This window comes from Nonomuraea thailandensis (assembly GCF_024172165.1).
In the GTDB taxonomy this organism is placed as follows: domain Bacteria; phylum Actinomycetota; class Actinomycetes; order Streptosporangiales; family Streptosporangiaceae; genus Nonomuraea; species Nonomuraea thailandensis.
Map to the genome: position 1 here is coordinate 11,745,566 of NZ_JAMZEB010000002.1, position 17,011 is coordinate 11,762,576.

At 70.9% G+C, this 17,011-nt stretch carries 17 protein-coding genes; 11 read left to right on the forward strand and 6 right to left on the reverse strand.

Features of this window, described 5'->3' with window-relative positions; genetic code table 11:
• Both HD597_RS58730 and HD597_RS58735 read left to right on the forward strand, forming a co-directional pair.
• Complete coding sequence (locus HD597_RS58730; protein ID WP_253757556.1) at positions 1-567, forward strand: winged helix-turn-helix domain-containing protein; 567 nt, start codon at positions 1-3, stop codon at positions 565-567.
• Complete coding sequence (locus tag HD597_RS58735) at positions 564-1,847, forward strand: MFS transporter (RefSeq protein ID WP_253757558.1); 1,284 nt, start codon at positions 564-566, stop codon at positions 1,845-1,847. The genes HD597_RS58730 and HD597_RS58735 overlap by 4 nt, the downstream gene beginning before the upstream one ends.
• Here HD597_RS58735 and HD597_RS58740 read toward each other — a convergent pair.
• Positions 1,795-2,640, reverse strand: coding sequence for a glutathione S-transferase family protein (locus tag HD597_RS58740; protein WP_253757560.1), 846 nt, complete (start codon positions 2,638-2,640; stop codon positions 1,795-1,797). The genes HD597_RS58735 and HD597_RS58740 overlap by 53 nt on opposite strands.
• Before the next feature lie 45 nt (positions 2,641-2,685).
• On the opposite strand from HD597_RS58740, the gene HD597_RS58745 reads away from it, so the two are divergent.
• The 8 genes from HD597_RS58745 to HD597_RS58780 all read left to right on the forward strand — a co-directional run bounded on the left by HD597_RS58745 (position 2,686) and on the right by HD597_RS58780 (position 11,926).
• A complete protein-coding gene (locus HD597_RS58745; RefSeq protein WP_253757562.1) occupies positions 2,686-3,744 on the forward strand; it encodes an MBL fold metallo-hydrolase in 1,059 nt (352 codons plus the stop codon).
• A gap of 272 nt (positions 3,745-4,016) precedes the next feature.
• The gene (locus HD597_RS58750; protein ID WP_253757564.1) at positions 4,017-4,889 is read left to right on the forward strand and encodes an SDR family NAD(P)-dependent oxidoreductase; all 873 of its coding nucleotides are present in this window, start codon (positions 4,017-4,019) and stop codon (positions 4,887-4,889) included.
• 167 nt (positions 4,890-5,056) lie between these two features.
• Positions 5,057-6,214, forward strand: coding sequence for an ROK family transcriptional regulator (locus HD597_RS58755; protein WP_253757566.1), 1,158 nt, complete (start codon positions 5,057-5,059; stop codon positions 6,212-6,214).
• A gap of 13 nt (positions 6,215-6,227) precedes the next feature.
• Positions 6,228-7,712 (forward strand): sugar ABC transporter ATP-binding protein, encoded by a 1,485-nt coding sequence (locus tag HD597_RS58760; protein ID WP_253757568.1) that lies wholly within the window; start codon positions 6,228-6,230, stop codon positions 7,710-7,712.
• Positions 7,712-8,701 (forward strand): ABC transporter permease, encoded by a 990-nt coding sequence (locus HD597_RS58765; protein ID WP_253757570.1) that lies wholly within the window; start codon positions 7,712-7,714, stop codon positions 8,699-8,701. Before HD597_RS58760 ends, HD597_RS58765 begins: the two co-directional genes overlap by 1 nt.
• Positions 8,698-9,753 carry an ABC transporter substrate-binding protein gene (locus HD597_RS58770; RefSeq protein WP_253757572.1) on the forward strand — a complete coding sequence of 352 codons (1,056 nt, stop codon included), beginning with the start codon at positions 8,698-8,700 and terminating at the stop codon, positions 9,751-9,753. Before HD597_RS58765 ends, HD597_RS58770 begins: the two co-directional genes overlap by 4 nt.
• A gap of 17 nt (positions 9,754-9,770) precedes the next feature.
• Positions 9,771-10,922, forward strand: coding sequence for a Gfo/Idh/MocA family protein (locus HD597_RS58775; protein ID WP_253757574.1), 1,152 nt, complete (start codon positions 9,771-9,773; stop codon positions 10,920-10,922).
• Positions 10,919-11,926, forward strand: coding sequence for a sugar phosphate isomerase/epimerase family protein (locus HD597_RS58780; protein WP_253759936.1), 1,008 nt, complete (start codon positions 10,919-10,921; stop codon positions 11,924-11,926). The genes HD597_RS58775 and HD597_RS58780 overlap by 4 nt, the downstream gene beginning before the upstream one ends.
• A gap of 22 nt (positions 11,927-11,948) precedes the next feature.
• Here HD597_RS58780 and HD597_RS58785 read toward each other — a convergent pair whose 3' ends face one another.
• The 4 genes from HD597_RS58785 to HD597_RS58800 are packed head-to-tail and all read right to left on the reverse strand — an operon-like array spanning position 11,949 to position 15,162.
• The gene (locus tag HD597_RS58785; RefSeq protein ID WP_253757575.1) at positions 11,949-13,361 is read right to left on the reverse strand and encodes a hypothetical protein; all 1,413 of its coding nucleotides are present in this window, start codon (positions 13,359-13,361) and stop codon (positions 11,949-11,951) included.
• Positions 13,362-13,406: 45 nt separating this feature from the next.
• Positions 13,407-14,492, reverse strand: a complete 1,086-nt coding sequence (locus tag HD597_RS58790) for an alcohol dehydrogenase catalytic domain-containing protein (RefSeq protein ID WP_253757577.1) — start codon at positions 14,490-14,492, stop codon at positions 13,407-13,409.
• A gap of 27 nt (positions 14,493-14,519) precedes the next feature.
• On the reverse strand, positions 14,520-14,711 hold the full coding sequence (locus tag HD597_RS58795; RefSeq protein WP_253757579.1) for a ferredoxin: 192 nt from the start codon (positions 14,709-14,711) through the stop codon (positions 14,520-14,522).
• 1 nt (position 14,712) lies between these two features.
• Positions 14,713-15,162, reverse strand: a complete 450-nt coding sequence (locus tag HD597_RS58800; RefSeq protein WP_253757581.1) for a pyridoxamine 5'-phosphate oxidase family protein — start codon at positions 15,160-15,162, stop codon at positions 14,713-14,715.
• 86 nt (positions 15,163-15,248) lie between these two features.
• Here HD597_RS58800 and HD597_RS58805 point away from each other — a divergent pair, with 86 nt between their 5' ends.
• Positions 15,249-15,878, forward strand: coding sequence for a class I SAM-dependent methyltransferase (locus tag HD597_RS58805; protein ID WP_253759938.1), 630 nt, complete (start codon positions 15,249-15,251; stop codon positions 15,876-15,878).
• Between the two features lie 88 nt (positions 15,879-15,966).
• Here HD597_RS58805 and HD597_RS58810 read toward each other — a convergent pair whose 3' ends face one another.
• A complete protein-coding gene (locus HD597_RS58810) occupies positions 15,967-16,935 on the reverse strand; it encodes a DUF1702 family protein (protein ID WP_253757583.1) in 969 nt (322 codons plus the stop codon).
• Positions 16,936-17,011 lie beyond the last annotated feature (76 nt).

The window sequence follows — 17,011 nt, forward strand, 5'->3', positions numbered from 1 at the left end:
ATGGAGGAGCAATACAAGATCAGCGATCCGCAGGTGCTCAAGGCGGTCACGCACCCGCTGCGAGCCCGCATGCTCGGCCTGCTGCGCGCCGACGGCCCCGCCACCGCCAGCGAGCTGGGGCGCAAGGTGGGCGAGAGCTCCGGCTCGACGAGCTACCACCTGCGGGAGCTGTTCAAGTACGGCTTCATCGAGGAGGACCCCGAGCAGCGCGACGGCCGGGAGCGGCGCTGGCGGGCCCGCCACCGCTACACCTCGTGGAACAGCCGGGAGATGTCGGGCACGGCCGAGGGCCGCGAGGCGGTCAAGGTCATGCGGCTGTGGCAGGCCGATGCCCTCGGGCGGATCGTGCAGGAGTTCGACGAGTCCGCGTGGTCCGCCGAGTGGGTGGAGATCGCCGGCATGAGCGACCACATCACCGAGCTGCCGCCTGCCGCGCTGGCCGAGTTCATGGCGCGTACCGAGGAGATCCTGCGGGAGCTGGAGGCGCGCCACGGGGGCGCGCCCGACGCCGAGCAGGTCCGGATCTGGGTGGGGGGATTCCCCCGAAATCGGAGGGAGGAGCCGTGACCGCGCGATCGGCGTTACGGCGTTACATGCTCGTCTGCTTCCTGACCTGGCTGCCGCCCGGGATCATGATGGCGACCATGGTCCTGCTGATGACCGGGCGGGGCCTCGGCCTGGCCGAGATCGGGCTGGTGGTGACCGTGTTCTCGGTCGTGACCGTGAGCCTGGAGCTGCCGACGGGCGGCCTGGCCGACGTCGTCGGCAGGCGCATGGTGCTGGCGGCCTCGGCGGCGTTCACCGTGGCGGGGCTGGCCCTGATGAGCGTGTCCACCACGTTCTGGATGTTCCTGCTGAGCGGGGTGTTCAAGGGCGTCGCCCGGGCGTTGTCCAGCGGCCCCGCCACCTCCTGGTACGTCGACACGCTGCACGGCATCGAGGGGCCCGCGGCCGATCTCAAGCCCGGCCTGGCCAGGGGCGGCGCGATGGAGTCCGTGGCCCTGTGCCTCGGGGTGCTGGCGGGTGGCGCCCTGCCGCTCCTGGTGCCGCCCTCGCTGATGCTCCCGCTGGCCGCGCCGCCCCTGGTGGGCGCGATGGCGGCCCTGGTCCTGCTGGTCGTGGTGGTGTTCGCGCTGCCCGAGCCGGCCCACGGCCGCCGCTCGCCGGCGGGCGTGCTGCGCGCGGTGCCCGCCACCGTGGTCGGCGGTGTCCGGCTGGCACTGGGCGGCGCGGTGTTGCGCAGGCTCATGCTCGCCGCCGCCGTGTCGGGCATGGTGCTGATGTCCATCGAGCTGCTCACGCCCGGCCGCCTGGCCGAGCTCGCCGGCGCGGCCGAGGAGGGCAGCCTGGCCTACGCCGTGGTGGCGGCGCTCGGGTTCGCGGGCAGCGCGACGGGCAGCTCGCTCGCTCCCCGCGCGGCCCGCCTGGCGGGCGGGTCGGCCAGGGGAGCGATCGCGGGGACCGCGCTGACGGCCCTGTCCGTCGCCGCGCTCGCGGCGACGGCGGGCCTGGACGGCCTGCCCGGCCTGCTCAGCGCCGGGCTCGCCTACGTCGCCCTCTTCGTGGGCCTGTCGGTGGCGGGCGTGTTGTGCCTGGAGCTCACGCACAACGAGGTCACCGCCGCCGAGCGCACCACGGTCTCCTCGACGAGCTCGCTGTCCCTGCAGTCCGGCGGGATCGTGGCCAATCTCACGCTCGGCTCCCTGGCCGCCCAGGCGGGCCTCGCCGCCGCCTGGAGTGTCGGAGCCGCCGTGATGCTGGCCTCGGCGCTGTTGTTCGTGCGGATGCCCGCGCCTACAGGCTCCAGTCGAGCTCAGGCCCTACCGGCACGATCCGGCTCGGGTTGATGTTGGTCTGGGTGACGTAGTAGTGCCGCTTGATCTGGTCGAGGTCGGTGGTCTCGTGGAAGGCCGGGATCGCGTGGAGGCGGCGCGCGTACGCCCACAGCGCCGGATAGTCCGTCAGTCGCCGCACCGAGCACTTGAAGTGCGCGTAGTACACCACGTCGAACCTGGCCAGCGTGGTGTAGAGGCGCACGTCGCTGTCGGTGAGCGTGTCGAAGAGGAACTCCGACTCGGCCAGCCGCACCTCCAGGAAGTCGAGGGTGGTGAACACCCGCGCCACCGCCTCCTCGTAGACCTGCTGGTCACGGGAGAAGCCCGCCTCGTAGACCGCGTTGTTGAGCCCGTGGTAGAGGCGGTCGTTCATGATGTCGATGTCGGGGCGCAGGCGCTCCGGATAGAGGTTGGGGGAGGTGCCCCACGACGTCTCCAGATCCAGGGTGATCTGCGGGAAGTCGTTGGTGACGATGCGCTCGTCCCGGGTGTCCCAGACGCACGGGACGGTGTAGCGGCCCGTGTAGCCGGGGTCGGTGGCGTGGTAGAGCTCGGACAGGTACTCCGGGTCGCCGCCGGGGACACGCCAGCCCTTCTCGTCGCGGATGGGATCGACGATCGTGACGTCCAGCAGGTCCTCCAGGCCCAGCAGCTTGCGCACGATCAGCACGCGCTGCGCCCACGGGCAGGCATAGGACGCGTAGACCCGGTAGCGGCCGGGCTCGGGAGGGCCGAGCCGATCCGTGAAGCGGTTCGGCTGCCGGACGAAGCGGCCATCATCGGAGATCTCGCGGCTCAGCTTCATGCCCCAAGTAGAACATGATTCGGACGCAGAACTATATTCGGGCATGTGGCGAAATTTGTGGTGACCCCGGCAAACCCGGCACAGCGGGAGGCGTGGGTCGGCGGGACGATCCCCGGCGTCGAGCGGGTGCGTCCTGGCCTGTGGTCCATCCCGGTCCCGATCCCGATCAACCCCCTCAGGTACGTGCTGGTCTACGCGCTCGAGCTGCCAGACGGCGTGGCGATCATCGACGCCGGGTGGAACACCGACGAGGCGTACGACGCGCTCGTGGCGGGCCTGGGCGTGGCCGGATACGCGATCACCGACGTCAAGGGCGTGCTGGTCACCCACATCCACCCCGACCACTACGGCCTGGCGGGCCGCGTCAGGGAGAGCTCCGGCGCCTGGATCGCGCTGCACCCCGCGGACGCCCGCCTGGTCCGCGAGCGCTACGACGACGAGGCCATCGACTCCCTCGTGCAGCGCGAGCGGGCGCTGCTGCGCCGCTGCGGCGTCCCCGACCTGACCCTGGACGACCTGGCCGGCGCCTCCATGATGATCAGGCACATGGTAACCATGGCCAGGCCGGACCGGCTGGTCGAGGACGGCGACGATCTCGACCTGCCCGGCTGGGACCTGCGGGCCATCTGGACGCCCGGCCACTCGCCCGGCCACCTGTGCTTCGTCTCGCCCGGGCGCAAGGTGCTGTTCTCCGGTGACCACGTCCTGGCGAAGATCACGCCCATCGTGGCCGTGCACCCCCAGTCGGGGCCGAACCCGCTGGCCGACTACCTCGACTCGCTGGACGCCGTGCGCAAGCTGGAGGTGGAGGAGGTGCTGCCCGCGCACGAGTACCGGTTCCTGGAGCTGGCCGAGCGGGTGGACACCGTGATGGCGCACCACGACGACCGCCTGGCGGAGATCGAGCGGGTGGTGGGCGAGGCCGGCGCCGCCGCCTGCTGGGACGTGGCCACCCGGCTGACGTGGTCGCGCCCGTGGGAGACGATCCCGCCGTTCATGCGGCGCTCGGCCAACAACGAGACGCTGGCGCACCTGGCGTGGCTGGAGGCCAAGGGCCGCCTGGTCAAGGAGCCGGGCGAGCCCGATCTGTGGCGTCTGCCCTGACCTGCCGGTAGGCGAGCCGGCGCACCAGGACCTCGGACCCCGTCGCCGGCCCCGGCCAGTTGCTGGTCGACGTGCTGCACGCCTCGCCCGACTACGCCGACATCAACGACGCCACCTCCGGGCGCGTCCCGGTCGGAGCGCCACTGGGCCTGGACGCCTCCGGTGCGCGGGCGACGCGTACGGGGAAAGGCGGTCTTCGGCCTCGAAACCGGGGGTAGGGGCGGTTATCGTACTGAGGACTAGAATGTTGTTCTCCTCGCCTGGGAGGTTCGATGCTGCGGTTCGATGACAGGGTCGCGATCATCACGGGGGCCGGGCACGGCCTCGGCAGGTCGCACGCGCTCCTGCTGGCCGAGCGGGGCGCCAAGGTCGTCGTCAACGACCTCGGCGGCGCGCTCGACGGCACGGGCGCTTCGGCGGGCCCCGCGGCCGAGGTGGCCGACCTCATCACGAAGAACGGCGGCCAGGCCGTGGCCAGCACCGACAACGTCGCGACCCCCGAGGGCGCCAAGGCCATCGTCCAGGCCGCGGCGGACGCGTTCGGCAGGGTGGACATCGTCATCAACAACGCGGGCATCCTGCGGGACAAGTCGTTCGGGAAGATGACGGTCGAGGAGTTCGACGCGGTGCTGGCCGTGCACGTACGCGGCTCCTACCTCGTCAGTCAGGCCGCGTACCCGCTGATGAAGGCGGCCGGCTACGGCCGCGTCGTGAACACCTCCAGCCCCGCCGGCCTGTTCGGCAACTTCGGTCAGGCCAACTACTCCACCGCCAAGATGGGCCTGGTCGGCCTGACCAAGACGATCGGCATCGAGGGCGCGCGCAACGGCATCAAGGCCAACGCGATCGCGCCCGTCGCGTGGACGCGGATGACCGAGGCGCTGCTGCCCGCCGAGTTCGAGGCCAAGTTCACCCCGGAGCGGGTCAGCGCGCTGGTGGCCTACCTCGTGCACGAGTCGTGCGAGGCCAGCGGCGAGGTGTTCACGGTCGGGGGCGGCAAGGTGGCGCGGGTGTTCGTGGCCGAGGGGCCGGGATGGAAGAGCGACGACCTGACGCCCGAGACGATCGCGGGCAACTGGGGGTCGGTGATGGCCGAGCAGCCGTACGTGCTGACGGCGGGCGACTCCATGAAGGCCATGCTCTGATCGACGGAAGCCCAGGCGCCGGTCCCCGGGAATCGGGGGGCCGGCGCTTTCGCATTCTAGGACAAACCGGGCAATAAGCGGGCTTTGTTCGATCTTCGGCGGAAGTTGGGGGAGTTTGGTCGATCCTCACTCTTGATTTGCCCCATCGGTGATCTTATTGTCGCGGCATGACCCCCCAGCCGGGCTCCGCCGGCGACGTGCTCACGCTGATCAGCGCGGGCTCCGCGACGACCCGTTCCGATTTGGCGAGGCTCACCGGCCTGGCCAGGTCCACGATCTCCCAGCGCGTGGACGCGCTGATCGAGCGCGGACTGGTCGAGGAGACCGAGAGCGGCGAGTCCACCGGTGGCCGTCCTCCGCGCCAGCTCCGCCTGCACACCGAGGACCACGCCTTCGCCGGCGTGGACCTGGGCGCCACCCACTGCCGGGTCGCGCTCATGGACATCTCGGGCAACGTGCTGGCCGAGTGCGAGGACGGCCTGCTGATCGGCGAGGGTCCCGAGAAGGTGCTCGCCCACGTGGACCAGCGGCTCGACCAGCTGCTCGGCCGGGTGGGCAGGCCCAGGAGCGCCCTGCGGGCGGTCGGGATCGGGGTGCCGGGGCCGGTGGAGTTCGCCACCGGCAGGCCGAACAACCCGCCGATCATGCCCGGCTGGAACGACTACCCCGTCCCCGACTACTTCGAGGGCGTCGAGGTCCTGGTGGACAACGACGTCAACGTGATGGCGCTGGGCGAGCACCGGGAGGCCTTCGGCGACACCAGGCACCTGCTGTTCGTCAAGGTCGGCACCGGCATCGGCTGCGGCATCATGGCCGAGGGCAAGCTGCACAGGGGCGCGCAGGGCTCGGCGGGCGACATCGGCCACATCCGGGTCAGCGGCCACGAGGACGCCGGCTGCCGGTGCGGCAACAGCGCCTGCCTGGAGGCGGTGGCCGGTGGGGCGGCCATCGCGCGGCGGCTGACCGAGCTGGGCCTGGCGGCCGAGACGGGCGCCGACGTGGTCGCTCTCGTGCAGTCGGGCAACACCCAGGCGCTGCGCCTGGTCAGGGAGGCCGGCCGGCTCATCGGCGAGGTGCTGGCCAGCCTGGTCAACTTCTTCAACCCCGAAGTCATCGTGATCGGCGGCGCGCTGTCGCGGGTGCACGAGCACCTGCTGGCCGGGATCAGGGAGACGGTCTACCGCAGATCGTTGCCGCTGGCCACGCACCACCTGTCGATCACGCCCAGCCGTACGGGGATCAACGCCGCCGCACTCGGCGCCGGGATCCTCGCCATCGAGCACTACCTGTCACCGGACAACATCAACCGCATCGTCAACGCCTGAAAGGGACCTCCCGATGCTGGTCATGAAGGGCATCGTCAAGCAGTTCCCCGGCGTGCGAGCGCTGGACGGGGTCGATCTGGACGTGCGGGCGGGCGAGGTGCACTGCCTGCTCGGCCAGAACGGCGCCGGCAAATCCACTCTGATCAAGGTCCTGGCCGGAGTTCACCAGCCGGACGAGGGCACGATCTCGTTCAACGGGGCCGAGGTGCGCCCCGGCAGCCCCATCGACGCCATCAAGCTCGGCTTCGCCACCATCTACCAGGAGCTCGACCTGGTGGACGGCCTCAGCGTGGCCGAGAACATCTTCCTCGGCCACGAGCACGCCCACCTCGGCTTCGTGAACAGGGCCGCGGGCCGGCGCGCCGCACGCGAGGTGCTGGAGCGCCTGGGACACCCCGAGATCCGGCCCTCGGTGGAGGTCGGGCGGCTGTCGCCGGCGGCCAAGCAGGTCGTCTCGATGGCCCGCGCGCTCTCCCACGAGGCCCGCCTGATCATCATGGACGAGCCGTCGGCCGCGCTCGCCCACGACGAGGTGGCCAACCTCTTCCGCATCATCCGCGAGCTCACCGCCCAGGGCGTGGCCGTCGTCTACATCTCGCACCGCCTGGAGGAGATCCGGGAGATCGGCGACCGCGTCACGGTGCTGAAGGACGGCCGCACGGTCGCGGTCGGCCTGCCCGCCCGCGACACGCCCACCACGCAGATCGTCTCACTCATGACGGGCAGGAACGTCGAGTACGTCTTCCCGCCCAGGGGAGGCCGCAAGCTCGGCGAGGAGGTGCTCCGCGTCGAGGGCCTGTCCTCGCCGGGCGTCTTCGAGGACGTCTCGTTCGCCGTGCGGGCGGGCGAGATCGTCGGCCTGGCCGGCCTCGTCGGCTCGGGCCGCTCGGAGATCCTGGAGGCCGTGTACGGCGCCCGCCCCGCCACGGGCCGGGTGCTGCTCGACGGCCGCCAGGTGCGCCGCGGCGTGGTCGGCACGGTCAGGAGCGGCATGGGCCTGGCTCCCGAGGAGCGCAAGGCGCAGGCCCTGCTCCTGGACCAGAGCGTCACGGCCAACATCACGCTGGGCAGCCTGCCGGGCTTCGCCAGGTTCGGCTGGATCGACCGCAAGCGGGAGCGGGACGAGGCCAGGCGGCTGTCGGAGCTGCTGAGCATCCGCCCCCCCGATCCCGAACGCCCGATCAGAACCCTTTCCGGCGGCAACCAGCAGAAGGCCGTGCTCGCCCGCTGGCTGCTCGGCGGGCGCAAGCTGCTCCTGCTCGACGAGCCCACCCGCGGCGTGGACGTGGGAGCCAGGGCCGAGCTGTACGCGGTCATCCACGACCTGGCCGAGCAGGGCATCGGCGTGCTGCTGGTCTCCAGCGAGGTGCCCGAGGTGCTGGGCCTGGCCGACCGCGTGCTGGTGCTGCGGGAAGGGGCCGTCATCCACGAGGGAGAGGCAGCCGAGCTGGACGAGCACCGCGTACTGGACATGATCATGAATGGGAGGGCGGCCTGATGGGCGAGCCCACGACGAAGGCGGCGCCGGCTCTGCCGTCGATCCGCGGGGTCAGCGAGATGCGCCATCTCGGCCTGCTCGGCGCGCTGGCGCTGCTGGTCGTCGTCGGCCTGATCACCCGCCCCGAGAACTTCCTGACCACCTCCAACCTGGTCAGCATCCTGTCGCTGGCCGCCACCATCGGCGTGATCACGGTCGGCGCCACGTTCGTCATCATCGGCGGGGGCATCGACCTGTCGGTGGGCGCGGTCATGGCGCTGGCCAGCGTGTGGGCCACGACCCTGGCCACGCAGTCGTACGGGCCGGTCGTCATGGCGATCTGCGCGATCCTCGTCGGCACCGGAGCGGGGCTGGTCAACGGCTTACTGATCGCCTACGGGCGGCTGGTGCCGTTCATCGCCACGCTGGCCATGCTGGTGGCCGCCCGGGGGCTCGCGCAGCGCATGTCCGACCGCAAGACGCAGCTCATCGGGGCGGACAACTCGGCCATGGTGGAGCTGTCGACCACGCGGCTGCTCGGGATCCCGCTGCTGGTCTACATCTTCGCGCTGGTCGTGGTGCTCGGCTGGATCGTGCTCAACCGCACGACGTTCGGACGGCGCACGTACGCGGTCGGCGGCAACCCCGAGGCGGCCCGCCTGGCCGGCATCGACGTACGCAAGCACACCATGCTGCTGTACGCGCTGTCGGGCCTGTGCTGCGGCATCGCGGCCATCCTGATCATGGCCCGCACCACCACCGGCTCGTCCACCCACGGCGACCTGTACGAGCTCGACGCCATCGCCGCCGTGATCATCGGCGGCACGCTGCTCACCGGCGGCCGCGGCACGATCGTGGGCTCGATCCTGGGCCTGCTGATCTTCACCCTCATCACCAACCTGTTCATCCTCAACGGGCTCAACACCAGCGACCAGCTGATCGCCAAGGGCCTGATCATTGTCGTCGCCGTCCTTCTCCAGCGGCGGAATCTGAAGGAGAGAGCACCATGAGTGACAACGTCGCGCGCCGGGGATTCCTCATCGGCGGACTCGGCGGAGCTGCGCTGTTAGCGGCGGGTTGCACCAGCAACGAGCCCGCCGCGAGCCCCACCAGCGCCGCCCCGGCGCCCGCCCCCGCGGCCAGCGGCAACGACCAGCCGGGCACCAAGGTGACGATCGGCTTCTCCGCGCCCGCGGCCGACCACGGCTGGATCGCGGCCATCGCCAAGAACGCCGAGGCCACCGCGAAGCAGTACGCCGACATCGACTTCAAGCCGGTCGAGCCGACGAACGACATCAACCAGCAGATCTCCGCGGTGGAGTCGCTGATCGCGGCCAAGGTGAACGCGCTGGTCATCCTGCCCAACGACGGCCAGCAGCTCAACCAGGTCGCGTTGCAGGCCACCGCGGCCGGCATCCCGGTCGTCAACCTCGACCGGATCTTCCCCGACAAGCTGGCCTACCGCTCGTGGATCGGCGGCGACAACTACGGCATGGGCGTGGCCGCCGGGCACTTCATCGGCAAGCAGCTCAAGGACAAGGGCGTGTCCAACCCGGTGATCGTCGAGATCCAGGGCATCGCCACGCTGCCGCTGACGCAGGACCGCAGCAAGGGCTTCGCCGACGCGCTGAAGTCGTACGGGTTCAGCGTCACGGCCAAGCAGGACGCCCAGTTCACCGTCGAGACCGGCAACGAGGTGGCCACGTCGCTGCTCCAGGCGCACAAGAAGATCGACGCGCTCTGGAACCACGACGACGACCAGGGCGTCGGCGTGCTGGCCGCGATCAAGGAGGCCAGCCGCAACGAGTTCATCATGGTCGGCGGCGCCGGCTCGCTGAACGCGATGCGCGAGATCCAGTCGGGCAGCTCCGTGCTGCAGGCCACGGTCACCTACTCGCCGACCATGGCCTCCTCGGCGATCAAGCTGGCGCGTCTGATAGCACAGGGGAAGGGCATGAGTGATCTGGTGGAGAACCAGGTTCCCCAGTCCATCACGCTCGCGTCCGAGACCATTACCAAGGAGAACGTCGAGAAGTACCTGGCACTCGGCTTCGAATCCTGATCCTGATCGGGGGTTGCATGTCAGACAGAACCACCATCGGCGTGGGCATGGTCGGCTACGCCTTCATGGGCCGTGTCCACTCCCAGGCCTGGCGCAGCGTCGGGGCGTTCTTCGACCTGCCGCTCGCGCCCCGCATGGCGGTGCTCGCGGGCCGGTCGAAGGAACGTACCGAGGCGGCCGCGGCACAGCTCGGCTGGGCCGACGTCGAGACGGACTGGAGAGAGCTGGTCAAGCGCGACGACGTGCAGATCGTCGACATCTGCACGCCCGGTGACTCCCACGCGGAGATCGCCATCGCCGCGTTGCAGGCCGGCAAGCACGTGATCTGCGAGAAGCCGCTGGCCAACACCGTCGCCGAGGCCGAGGCGATGGTGGCGGCGGCGGCCGCCGCGCAAGGCAGGAGCATGGTGGCCTTCAACTACCGGCGGGTGCCCGCGATCGCGCTCGCCCGCCGGTTCGTCGAGGAGGGCCGGATCGGCGAGATCAGGCACGTGCGGGCGCAGTACCTGCAGGACTGGATCGTCGACCCCGAGTTCCCGCTGGTCTGGCGGCTGCAGAAGGACAAGGCCGGCTCGGGCGCGCTCGGCGACATCGGCGCGCACATCGTGGACGCCGCCCAGTTCATCACCGGGCAGAACGTGCTGGGCGTGTCGGCGCTGACCGAGACGTTCATCAAGGAGCGCCCCCTGGCGACGGAGTCGGCCGGCCTCGGGGCCACCGGGTCCGCGGCCAGGGGCGAGGTGACGGTGGACGACGCGGCGCTGTTCATCGGGCGGATGTCGGGCGGCGCGGTGGCCTCGTTCGAGGCGACCCGCTTCGCCAACGGCCGCAAGAACGCGATGCGCATCGAGCTCAACGGCTCGCTCGGCAGCCTGGCCTTCGACTTCGAGGCCATGAACGAGCTGTGGTTCAGCACCGGTGGCGGCGGCTTCGAGCGCATCCTGGTCACCGAGCCCGACCACCCGTACGTCGGCGCCTGGTGGCCGCCCGGCCACGGCCTCGGCTACGAGCACACCTTCACCCACGAGATCAAGGACTTCCTGGAGGCGGTCGCCACCGGCGCCGACCCGTCACCGTCGTTCGCCGACGGCCTGCGGGTGCAGCGGGTGCTGGAGGCGGTCGAGCGCAGCGCGGCTGACGGCAGCCGCTACACGAACGTGGAGGACTGATGCGACCAGTCACGCTGTTCACCGGACAGTGGGCCGATCTGCCGTTCGAGGAGGTGTGCAGGCTGGCGGCCGAATGGGGTTACGACGGCCTGGAGATCGCCTGCTCGGGCGACCACTTCGACGTGGCCCAGGCCGTGGCGGACCCCGCGTACGTGGAGCAGAAGCGCGCCCAGCTCGACAAGCACGGCCTGAAGGTGTGGACGATCTCCAACCACCTCGTCGGCCAGGCGGTCTGCGACCACCCCATCGACGAGCGCCACAAGGCCATCCTCCCGGCCCGCATCTGGGGCAACGGCGACCCGGAGTCGGTGCGCCAGGCCGCGGCCGAGGACATGAAGAACACCGCCCGCGCCGCGGCCCTGCTCGGCGTGGACACCGTGGTGGGCTTCACGGGCTCGTCGATCTGGCACGCGGTGGCGATGTTCCCGCCGGTGCCGGCGTCCATGGTCGACGCCGGCTACCAGGACTTCGCCGACCGCTGGAACCCCATCCTCGACGTCTTCGACGAGGTGGGCGTGCGCTTCGCCCACGAGGTGCACCCGAGCGAGATCGCCTACGACTACCACACCACCGTGCGCACGCTGGAGGCCATCGGCCACCGGCCCGCGTTCGGCCTGAACTGGGACCCGTCCCACATGGTGTGGCAGGACCTCGACCCGGTCGGGTTCATCCTCGACTTCAAGGACCGCATCTACCACGTGGACTGCAAGGACACGCGGATGCGGGTCGGCGACGGCCGCCGGGGCCGCCTGTCGTCCCACCTGCCGTGGGCCGACATGCGCAGGGGCTGGGACTTCGTCTCGACGGGGCGCGGCGACGTGCCCTGGGAGGACTGCTTCCGCGCCCTCAACTCGATCGGGTACGAAGGACCCATCTCGATCGAGTGGGAGGACGCCGGGATGGACCGGCTCGACGGGGCCAAGGAGGCGCTGGGCTACATCCGCAAGCTCAACTCCATCACCCCGCCGACGACGGCCTTCGACGCCGCCTTCTCCACCACGTAAGCGGCAGCCGCCGGGCGCGTGCTCAACCGCGGTTGAGCACGCGCCCGACGCCCGCGATCACCGCCGTGGCCAGCAGCCAGCCCGACAGGATCAGCACCACGGACACCGCCTTGTCGATCCCGGCCGGGTCCCAGGCGGTGCGGTGGCCCAGGTTCGCGACGGGGACGATGAGGTCGAGCACGTACAGGACGGGGTCCCAGGCGGGCCCGTCGTTCTTCACCCTGCGGGGCGGATGGGCCGCGAACCACAGGGCGCCGGTCGTGACCAGGAACAGCAGCCAGGCCAGGGCCCGTCCCGGCAGGTAGCCGTAGCCGAACAGCACGTCCTGCAGCACGCTCCACACCCTGGCGGGCAGCCGGTCGCCCCTGCGGATGCGACGCTGCCTGGCCAGCCGTACCAGGCGGGCGGCGCGCTCGTCACCGGCACGGGCGTAGCAGAGCGCGAGCTGCTCGTACGAGCCCGCTCCCGCGTGCTGGTCGAGCCGGAGCCAGCGCAGGCGCTCCTGATGGTCCGTGCCGGGCCCCTCGGCGAGCCGGCGGTAGGTGAGGCCTTCCAGGTCCAGCCGGCCGGGCTCGGGCCAGCTCTCGCGGTTGTCCACGTACGCGTCCACCTGCGCGTCGCGCAGCACGATCCGGCCCTCGGGGCGGTCGCGGAAGTCCAGCCGCAGGCGGGGTGTGCGCAGCCGGGCGAGGTTCAGCCCGCCTGTGATCACCGCGTCGTGGAAGGTGACCAGCACGCCGACCTCGGAGCTGCGCAGCCGGACCTGCCCCGTGGAGGTGAAGCCCCAGTCCACGTACAGCCCGCGGCGGATCTGGGCCACGGACGCCTCCATGCCGGCGATCCTGGCGCCGTTGAGGTAGACGGCGCCGCCGATGTTCGCGGCACGCAGATGGACCGCACCGGTCGCGGACAGGCCGGTCCCCGTGACGGAGCCGGTCACCTGGAGCTGGTCGGCGTATAACGACCACTGGCCGGAGGAGCCCAGCGTGAGGTCGGCGAGCATGAGATCGCCGTCGATCCGGGCGTCGCTGAGCTCCAGCACCGCCGAGGAGACGGCCTTGTGCCGGGGAACGCCGAACGGGCCGGCGACCTCGTCACCGCTGCCCGTGACGCGCTGGTCGGCCAGGGGCTCGGTGCCGTTCCCCGAGCCGATCACGGCCTGCCGCAGCGTCAGGTCGGTGCTCAGCCGCAGCCGGAACGCCTGCACGGCCTCGGCGTGCAGGCCCGTCAGGTCGATCGACTGGCCGGTGACGCCGTCGAGGATCAGCGCGCCCTCGATCCGGCAGCCCGGCAGCTCCAGGTCGAAGCCGAACGACTGCCCGCTCAGGTCGAGGTCGCCGGTGACGGTGACGCCTTCGAGGCGGAACGGCCCGCTGGTGTGCCTGCGCAGCAGCCGGAGGAACGCGGAGGGAGGCATCCGCCGGGATCTGGTCATGATCGGCATCCTCCCCCAGGGGCCGGGGGAGGATGCGCGCGGTCGTCAGTCCATCAGCACGATCTGGCGCAGCACCTCGCCGCCCTTCAGGGCCGCGACGGCGTCGTTCAGGTCGGTCAGGCGGATGCGGGAGCTGATCATCGACTCCAGGTCCAGCAGGCCGGACTTGTGCAGCTTGGCGAAGTACGGGAAGTCGTGCCGCACGTCGGCCTCGCCGTACAGGCTGGACAGCAGGTTCTTGCCCTCGAACAGCAGGCTGAAGGCGGAGATGGAGACCATGTCGTCCATCGCGCCGGCCCCGACGACGATGACGTCGCCGCCCTGGCGGGCGAGCTGCCAGGTGCTCTGGATCGTGGCGGACTTGCCGACCACCTCGAAGGCGTAGTCGAAGCCGCCGCCGGCGGTGAGCTCGTTCAGCGCGTCGGGGACCTGCTCGGGCGTGACGGCGTGGGTGGCGCCGACCTTCCTGGCCAGCTCGTGCTTGGAGGCCAGCGGGTCCACCGCGAGGATCGTCCTGGCGCCGGAGATCCGCGCGCCCTGGATGACGGCCAGGCCGACACCGCCGCAGCCGACCACCGCCACCGTGGAGCCGGGGCGCACCTTCGCGGTGTTGAGCGCGGCGCCGACGCCGGTCGTGATGCCGCAGCCGATCAGGGCCGCCGCCTCCCACGACACGTCGTCGTCGATCTTGATCGCGCCCTGCCAGGGCACGACGATCTCCTCGGCCCAGGTGCCGCACCCGGCCATCCCGAACACGGTCGAGCCGTCGCCGAGCCGGAAGTTGCCCTTGCTGAAGGACTCGATGACGTACTTCATGCACAGGAACGGCTGGCCGCCCACGCACAGGTCGCACTCCTGGCAGGCCGGGCGCCAGCTGATCACGACGTGGTCGCCCGGTTTGACCGAGGTCACGTGCTCGCCCACCTCGACCACCTCACCCGCGCCCTCGTGGCCGAGGATGAGCGGCACGGGCTGGGGCAGCACGCCGGTCATGGCCGACAGGTCGGAGTGGCAGACGCCCGTCGCCCTGATCCGGACGCGTACGTCGGCGGGCCCGACGGGGGCCAGGGTGACGTCGTCGCGGATGTCGAGCTTGTCGTTGCCTACGGCGTGCAGGATCGCGGCGCGCATGGGGGTTCCTCCTCGTTTCCTGCGGGGCTATTCCTCGAGGGACAGAGCGGCTTTCGGGCAGGACCTGACCGCGTGGCGGACGCGGTCCCGCATCTCGGGGGGTGGTTCCGGGAGCAGGATGTGCAGCTGGTCGTCGTCGTCGACCTCGAACACTTCCGGCGCGAGCCCCATGCACACGGCGTTGGCCTCGCAGACCAGCTCGTCCACCTTGACCTTCATCTCAGAGCCTCCTGTGGTCCCATGAGACCACTTTCGTGCGCTCGACGACGTACGCAACCCGCTTGGCGCCGGTTTTCTCCACGTACGGGCGCAACAGCTCGTCGGGTACGCCCGGAGTCATCCGGCGCGCGATCGCCAGGCCGACGGTCAGGACCCGGTCGCGGTCGTCCACCTGCACGGCCTTGCCGTACACCAGGACGCCGCGCAGCTCGTCGTAGTCGTCGCCGGCTTCGACGAGGCAGCTCACCCGGGGATCGCGGCCCAGGTTGCGGGTCTTCTGCGCCTTGGCGTAGGTCCAGAAGGCGATACGGCCCTCGTCCAGGCCGTAGAACATGGTGACGAGGTGGGGGGTGCCGTCCGGGTTGATGGTCGCGAGCTGCAGCTTGCGCGAGCCCTCCAGGAAGGCGGTGACCTCGTCGTCCGACATGGCGATGCGAGCGCGCTGATTCACGCTGCCAAGTAGAACAGGTTGCAGATCAGCCCTGCAAGAGCCGTTTGGAATGTTGTTCGGTTCGGCTAGGGTGCATACCCATGACGATGCCGTCAGAGCTGCTGTACGCGGCGAAACATGCCAAGGGTTTCATGCCGCCCGACGAGGGGCTGGCCCTGTTCGAGACGGCCTGCCGGTACGGCAAGCTCGGCCCCATCTGCGAGATCGGCACCTACTGCGGCAAGTCGGCCGTCTACCTCGGCGCGGCGGCCCGGCAGAGCGGGTCCGTGGTCGTGACGGTCGACCATCACCGGGGCTCGGAGGAGATCCAGCCCGGCTGGGCGCACCACGACCCGACCCTGGTGGATCCCCGGTTCGGGAAGATGGACTCGCTGCCCACGTTCAGGGCCACGATCGCCTCCGCGGGGCTGGAGGAGGAGGTGATCGCGGTCGTCGGGAGGTCGGAGCGGGTCGCCGGGCTCTGGAACACGCCGCTGGGCATGCTGTTCATCGACGGCGGTCACTCCGAGGAGCCCGTGACCCGCGACTACGAGGGCTGGGCGCCGCACGTGATGACGGGCGGGGCGCTCGTCTTCCACGACGTCTTCCCCGATCCGGCCGACGGGGGGCAGGCGCCGTACCGGGTGTACCGGCGGGCGCTGGACTCCGGCGCGTTCGAGGAGGTGGCCGTCACGGGCTCCATGCGCGTCCTGGAGCGCGTCGGGCCGGGCATCTGATCAGTTGGACCCGCCCGATCCCGCTCCAGTCGTTCCGCGCCGCCCCCGCCCCCGTCGCCGCGCCACTGCCGTCGGCCGTCCGGCTCGTTCAGTAGTGGTGGCGGCGGGTCCAGGAGCCGCGGATCTGCGACTGCCAGCGCTGGAAGTCCTCGTGGGTGTGCGCCTCGTGGCCGAGCGCGATCAGCGCCCGGTCGGTCCACGAGGCCGCCTCCTCAGGGCCGGCGCCCGCCAGGATCGGCGCCGCCTGCGCCGTGTGGTCGGGCAGTTCCCCCGAACGCAGCCGCGCCGCCACCGCGAAGGCGCAGCCCTGCGCCAGGTACGCGCGGAAGCCGTCGGCCCCGGCCCGCTCGGTCAGCCACCACAGCTCGTGGGCCTCGGCCCCTCCCGTGTACGCCGCCGCGAACCCGACCCCGCTCCACAGATCGGCCCGCCGCGGGATCGCGTACCCGCCGATCCTGGCGGAGACGTCGTCCGGAGCCCCGCCCTCGTGGTACCAGAGCAGCCGCCCCAGCCCCTGGTCGAACACCGCGCAGTGCGCCCTGGTGAGCAGGTCGGGCATGGTGCGCTCGCCCACCATGCGGTCGGCCCTGGACAGGCTCCACTGGAAGCCGAACCCGTCCACGGCCAGCCACCGCAGCAGCGGATGGGCCCGCCGCGCGCCCCACACCGGTCGCAGCCGCAGCAGCGCGTACGCGCGGCCGGCGCCGAGGTAGGCGGCGTGGCGGTGATGCTGGGCGGGGCCGGCCAGTAGCTCGTGAAGGCGCCGGCCCCGGGTCAGGGTGAGCAGGTCGAGCATCGTGCAGGCGGCCGCGGCCCCCTCGTAGGCGAAGGGCCGCTGGTCCTCCGGGATCTCCTCGACCTTCTCGGCTTCTTGTGACATCACCGCGTTGTAACCGAACACGTACGATCGCTCGGACCTGGTGAAGACCGTCCGCGATTGCGCGCCCCTGTGCCGGAACCTGCGCCGGCTCAGATCGGACTCCAGCGGATCCTTGGCCAGCAACCGCCGCAGCCCCCTGGGGCCGGAGAGTGTCGGCTCGGTCCTGGCCTGGTCCAAGAACGATGGTGTGCCCGTGTCGCCCACGCTTCCCCCGAAGACGCCTCGTACGTCACTCAGAAGCTAGTAAGCCCGC